7 protein-coding genes are annotated in these 6,106 nt (G+C 35.7%); all 7 read left to right on the top strand.

Going from position 1 to position 6,106, the window contains the following annotated elements; all coding sequences use genetic code 11:
• Nucleotides 1-124: 124 nt before the first annotated feature.
• Genes ABPH35_RS10115 through ftsH form a run of 7 tightly spaced genes read left to right on the top strand, consistent with a single transcriptional unit; the run spans nucleotide 125 to nucleotide 5,981 of the window.
• A complete protein-coding gene (locus ABPH35_RS10115) occupies nucleotides 125-397 on the top strand; it encodes an RNA-binding S4 domain-containing protein (RefSeq protein ID WP_135027862.1) in 273 nt (90 codons plus the stop codon).
• Nucleotides 384-755 (top strand): FtsB family cell division protein, encoded by a 372-nt coding sequence (locus ABPH35_RS10120; RefSeq protein ID WP_349989568.1) that lies wholly within the window; start codon nucleotides 384-386, stop codon nucleotides 753-755. Before ABPH35_RS10115 ends, ABPH35_RS10120 begins: the two co-directional genes overlap by 14 nt.
• Entirely contained in the window at nucleotides 752-871 is a 120-nt protein-coding gene (locus tag ABPH35_RS10125) for an SP_0009 family protein (RefSeq protein WP_349989569.1), read from the top strand. The genes ABPH35_RS10120 and ABPH35_RS10125 overlap by 4 nt, the downstream gene beginning before the upstream one ends.
• 13 nt (nucleotides 872-884) lie before the next feature.
• Nucleotides 885-2,165: a serine hydrolase gene (locus tag ABPH35_RS10130; protein ID WP_349989570.1), complete on the top strand. Its 1,281-nt coding sequence runs from the start codon at nucleotides 885-887 to the stop codon at nucleotides 2,163-2,165.
• Complete coding sequence (gene tilS / locus ABPH35_RS10135) at nucleotides 2,165-3,433, top strand: tRNA lysidine(34) synthetase TilS (protein WP_349989571.1); 1,269 nt, start codon at nucleotides 2,165-2,167, stop codon at nucleotides 3,431-3,433. Before ABPH35_RS10130 ends, tilS begins: the two co-directional genes overlap by 1 nt.
• Nucleotides 3,434-3,440: 7 nt before the next feature.
• Nucleotides 3,441-3,983 carry a hypoxanthine phosphoribosyltransferase gene (hpt, locus tag ABPH35_RS10140; protein WP_154607669.1) on the top strand — a complete coding sequence of 181 codons (543 nt, stop codon included), beginning with the start codon at nucleotides 3,441-3,443 and terminating at the stop codon, nucleotides 3,981-3,983.
• Nucleotides 3,984-4,004: 21 nt separating this feature from the next.
• Complete coding sequence (gene ftsH / locus ABPH35_RS10145; protein WP_349989572.1) at nucleotides 4,005-5,981, top strand: ATP-dependent zinc metalloprotease FtsH; 1,977 nt, start codon at nucleotides 4,005-4,007, stop codon at nucleotides 5,979-5,981.
• Nucleotides 5,982-6,106 lie beyond the last annotated feature (125 nt).

The raw sequence follows: 6,106 nt of genomic DNA on the forward strand, positions 1-6,106 counted from the left end.
TCCTCCCCGTGATTTGTAGTCGTGATTGGCCTTCTCATTTTATATTATAGAGCAAAATAAAGAGCACAACACATTTTCATTTAGTGTTGTGCCTTGAGTGAAACGAAAGGAATGAATTATAAACATGAGATTAGATAAGTATTTAAAAGTTTCCCGTATCATCAAACGTCGTACAGTAGCGAAAGAAGTAGCAGATAAGGGAAGAATAAAGGTGAATGGCATTTTAGCCAAATCATCGACAGATTTAAAAGAAAATGATCAGATTGACATTCGTTTTGGAAATAAATTGCTAGTTGTTAAGGTGCTTGAAATGAAAGATAGTACTAAAAAAGAAGATGCACTGAAGATGTATGAAATCATCAGCGAAACAAGGATTGAGGCAGATGAAAAAATCTAAAATTCTCCAAATTAATAATCACTATATTCAGGAAGAATTACAAAAAAGCCATCTATACCAGCAAGAAAAAAAGCAAAAGAATCGTTTTATGGGCTCAATTCTGATTTTGGTTGTTTTTCTCTTTGTTTTACCAACTTATAATTTGGTCAACAGTTATCAAACGTTGCAAAAACGTAAGGAACAATTAGCTGAGTTAGAAAATCGCTATGAAGAATTAGAAGTACAGCAAAAAATTGAATCTTCTTTAGTCAAAAAACTAGAGGATGAGGAATATGCTGCAAAATATATTCGAGCAAAAATTCAATATTCAAAGGATGGGGAATTTATCTATAATATTCCAGGATTATTACCACGATGACAGAAACGATTGTAGACATTGTTGAAAAATTTTTGGCTTATTCTGATGAAAAATTAGAAGAATTAGCTAAGAAAAACCAAGCATTAAAAATAGAAAAGAAGGAAACGAAACAATAGGAAAGGAGGGAACATGAAAAAACAGCTATTATTGCTTATTAGTCCAGTCTTACTTGCAGCTACACCAGTTGGAAGTACCGAAATTCCATTTGAACTATCGAATCAAATGAACTATCAGTTGAATTATAAAGAGTATAGTCCCGATTTTCAAGTGATTCCAACCAATCCAAATGTATACGAAGAAGTTGACAGTTATCTTGACAAAGAGTTGACACTTCCTTTCGAAAAAGTAAAGCCCAATCAATCTTTTTCTATTATAGGTGTAGATAGTAATAGTCAAAATCAGCTAGTCTTTCAATTAGCAGATAAGAGTTACATAGTTGCTGATCAGACAAATATCTATGATGATATTATTTTACATCGTACGGTTCTTTCAGAAAAAGTCTGGCTCAAAAAAAATTTTACTGTATATTCCAGTCCTATTGCCAATCAAGGTAAAAAATTAACACTTGATTTAAAACCTTATCAAGAAGTAACAGTATCTGAAATCGTTGAAACACATCTGGGATTCTTTGCCAAGATTCATTATAAAGGCTGGATTAGTATTAATGATATGTCGGAAACGGACAATCGTATAGAAGCTGTTCAGGATTTATTGACAACTAAATATTCTTCTAAGGATATAGCTGTCTATGTCAAGAAATTGTCAACAGGAGAAACTGTAGGTGTCAACCAAGATAGACTGATGTACGCTGCAAGTATAACGAAACTTCCTACTCTTTACTACGCTCAAACAAAGTTAGACGAAGAAAAAATAAAATTGACAGATACTGTAAAGTATGTCAAGGATACAGAAAATTTTGATGGGGCCTATGATCCAGAAGGAAGTGGCTCGATTACCAAAATACCAGATAATCAGCAGTATCGGATTGATGATTTGATTAATCGTACCGCAAAGGAATCAGATAATGTTGCGAGTAACTTACTAGGTTATTATGCAGCAGATAAATTTGACAAACGCTTTTACCAAGAAATAACTAGAATTGTTGGTCAAAAATGGGATATGGTATCACGAATGGCTTCAGCTGAAATGGCAGGATTGATGATGGAGGCTATTTACCATCAGGATGGTTATGTACTTGAAAGTTTATCGGCTACCAATTTTGATAATCAACGAATTGCGCGTGATATAGATGTCAAGGTTGCCCATAAAATTGGAGATGCCTATGATTTTAAGCATGATGTGGCTGTTGTCTATGCAAAAGAGCCTTTTATTCTATCTATTTTTACGGATCAATTAAGCTATGATGCTATTTCACAGATTGCAAATGATGTATATGGAATTTTAAAATAATGGAAGAAAAATTTTTAAAAGTGACGCAAGGAGGTCACTTTTTTGATAAACATGAGTTTGTTCTTATTGCTGTTTCAGGCGGAAAAGATTCGATGAATCTTGCCCATCTTCTTTACAAATACCAAGCAATTCTTAATATACGAATTGGAATTGCCCATGTCAATCATCAGCAGCGCCCTGAATCCATTGCAGAAGAAGTTTTTGTGAAAAATTGGGCAGAGAAAAGAGGACTTCCTTTTTATGTTTCTTATTTTAAAGGAGAATTTTCTGAAGAAGCAGCTCGTAACATGCGTTATGATTTTTTTGCAGACATCATGAGACAGCATCAGTATACTGCTCTGGTGACTGCTCATCATGCTGATGATCAAGCAGAAACGATTTTTATGCGCTTGATTCGAGGTAGTCGTTTTATGCATATGTCTGGGATAAAATCGGTTCAATCATTTGCGACAGGAGAATTGATTCGTCCCTTACTATCTTTTAAGAAAGAAGAATTGATGGATGTGGAACATATGGAAGATAGGAGTAACAGTTCTCCTATTTACCTGCGAAACCGCGTCCGTAATGATTATCTTCCGATGTTGGAAAAAGAAAATCCCCAGTTTACCCATGCTTTACAAAATCTCGGAAGAGAAACGGAAACACTATATCAAGCTATCACAGAATTAACTCGTCATATCGATATTACCAATATGACAGTATTTCAAACACAGTCACAAGCTGTGCGCTATATCTTACTGCAACAGTATGTGGAACAATTTCCAGAACTCCAGCTGACACGCAATCAATTTGGACAACTTCTGACAATTCTTGAAACCAAGGCTAACTATTATCATCATCTAAAAGGGGATTATTACTTGGTAAAGGACTATCAACATTTTGCTATTACAAAAATCCAACCTAAGACGGATATGCAAGCAGAACAATACGTGATAGAATCAGAAGGTGTTTTTCAATATGGATCGTTCATTTTTTCATTAAATGAGCCATTGGAGCAAGCAACACAGATTTTGTATCTTCAAGCGAATCAGCCTGTTATTTTGCGGAGGAGAAGAGCAGGAGATAGAATGTTACTTAACTCCTTTCATAAAAAAATTCGTCGCTATTTTATTGATCAGAAGGTACCCAAAAAAATACGAGATGAAGCTGTTTTGATTGAACAAGATGGAAAAATCTATGGAATTGCCAATATGGCTATCAGTGATTTGAGTAAATCATTAAAAAATGATATAATCAAAGCTACATTATATATAAAAATGAAAGAGTGAATGGAATATGTTGGAAAAAGATATCAAAAAGATTCTTATTTCAGAAGAAGAAATTGTTGCTAAAAGCAAGGAATTGGGAAAAATTTTAACAGAAGAGTATGCTGGAAAAAATCCTTTATTGGTTGGTATTTTAAAAGGTTCTATTCCTTTTATGGCAGAACTTGTGAAACATATTGACACTCATATTGAAATGGACTTCATGGTTGTATCAAGCTATCATGGAGGTACTGAGAGCAGTGGTACTGTCAAAATTATTAAAGATTTAGATACAAATGTTGCAGGTCGTGATGTTTTGTTCATTGAAGATATTATTGATACTGGACGTACACTCAAAGAATTGAAGGAATTGTTTGCTTTGCGTCAAGCAGCTTCTATTAAAATTGTGACATTACTTGATAAACCAGAAGGTCGTGTAGTTGAAATTGAACCAGACTATACTTGCTTTACAATTCCAAATGAATTTGTTGTAGGATTTGGTCTAGATTATGATGAAAACTATCGCAATATTCCTTACGTAGGAGTATTAAAAGAGGAAGTTTATTCAAAATAGAAAAAGGTTACTATAGTATTTATGAAAAATCAACACAATAAGGGATTAATTCGAAATCCTTTTCTCATTATCTTATTAATTGCTACCATTCTGACAGGTTACCAGTTTTTAAAAGCTGGTAGCCAAATTTCATCCCATGAAATCAGCTATTCACAAGTTGTAAAAGAGTTAAAAGAGGGAAATGTTACAGATATTACGTATCGGCCAAACGGAAGCATAGTAGAGGTATCTGGAACCTATAAGAATGCGAGGGTTAGTGAGAGCAAAGCTGCAGAGTCTATTAAATTATTCCAGATTTCTGACAAGGTAAGTTATAGTAAGTTTACTTCTACTATATTAGCAGCTGATTCTACATTAGCTGATTTACAATCTCTAGCTAGTGAGCATGATGTAAAAGTGACTGTTAAGCCAGAAAGCTCCAATAGTCTATGGTTAAATATTTTAATCAATATTTTTCCCCTTATTATTTTTGGTGTCTTTTTCGTCATGATGATGAATCAAGGTGGTGGTGGTGCCCGCGGTGCCATGAACTTTGGTCGGAATAAAGCGAAGGCATTAGAAAAAAGTAATGTAAAAGTGCGTTTTTCAGATGTGGCTGGAGCAGAGGAAGAGAAACAAGAATTAGTAGAAGTTGTTGAGTTTTTAAAAGATCCAAAACGCTTTACAAAATTAGGTGCGCGAATTCCTGCCGGCGTCCTACTTGAGGGACCTCCAGGAACTGGTAAAACCCTACTTGCAAAAGCTGTTGCTGGAGAAGCGGGTGTCCCGTTCTTTAGTATTTCTGGTTCTGACTTTGTGGAAATGTTTGTCGGAGTAGGTGCTAGCCGTGTTCGTTCTCTCTTTGAAGATGCTAAAAAAGCAGCACCAGCTATTATTTTTATTGATGAAATTGATGCTGTTGGCCGCCAACGTGGAGTTGGCATGGGTGGCGGAAACGATGAACGTGAACAGACCCTCAACCAATTGTTGATTGAAATGGATGGATTTGCTGGTAACGAAGGTATCATTGTTATTGCAGCAACCAACCGTAGTGATGTATTAGATCCAGCCCTTCTTCGTCCTGGACGTTTTGACCGTAAGGTATTAGTTGGAAGACCAGATGTTAAAGGTCGTGAAGCTATTTTGAAAGTCCATGCTAAAAATAAACCATTGGCGGACGATGTTGACTTGAAATTAGTTGCACAGCAAACACCAGGTTTTGTAGGAGCTGATTTAGAAAATGTATTAAATGAGGCAGCTCTTGTTGCAGCACGTCAAAACAAATCGGTTATTGATGCGTCTGATATTGATGAAGCAGAAGATCGTGTCATTGCAGGACCTTCTAAGAAAGACCGTCAGATTTCAAAACGTGAGCGTGAGATGGTGGCATATCACGAAGCTGGACACACCATTGTTGGACTTGTTCTTTCAAATGCGCGTGAAGTACATAAGGTAACCATTGTTCCTCGTGGACGTGCTGGTGGTTATATGATAGCCTTACCAAAAGAGGACCAAATGCTTCTATCTAAAGAAGATATGAAAGAGCAATTGGCAGGTCTTATGGGTGGTCGTGTAGCAGAAGAAATTATATTTAATGCTCAGACAACAGGGGCTTCAAATGATTTTGAGCAAGCAACTCAAATGGCTCGTGCCATGGTAGCAGAATATGGAATGAGTGATAAGATGGGACCAATGCAGTATGAAGGAAATCATGCTATGTTTGGTGGCTATACTACACCGAAACATATCTCTGAGCAAACAGCTTATGAATTAGATAATGAAGTTCGTACATTATTGAATGAAGCGCGTGATAAAGCAGCTGAAATTATTCAAGCTAATCGAGAAACTCATAAATTGATTGCAGAAGCTTTGTTAAAATATGAGACATTGGATAGTGTTCAAATCAAATCACTCTATGAAACAGGGCAAATGCCTGCTGATTTGGCATACCAAGAAAATGACGACGTTCGGCCACTTTCATATGATGAAATCAAGGAAAAAATGCAAGAAGAAAAATAAGGCTCATTGTCAACTGTAGTGGGTAGATGAAAAGCTAACATCTAGAGAGAACGACATTCGTTTTCTCTTTTTTGATGTTTAAGGCAATCAAAATGCGTTTTTTAAAGTTGTCAAAGTTCCTAAAG

This window comes from Streptococcus handemini (assembly GCF_040984445.1).
GTDB lineage: Bacteria > Bacillota > Bacilli > Lactobacillales > Streptococcaceae > Streptococcus > Streptococcus handemini.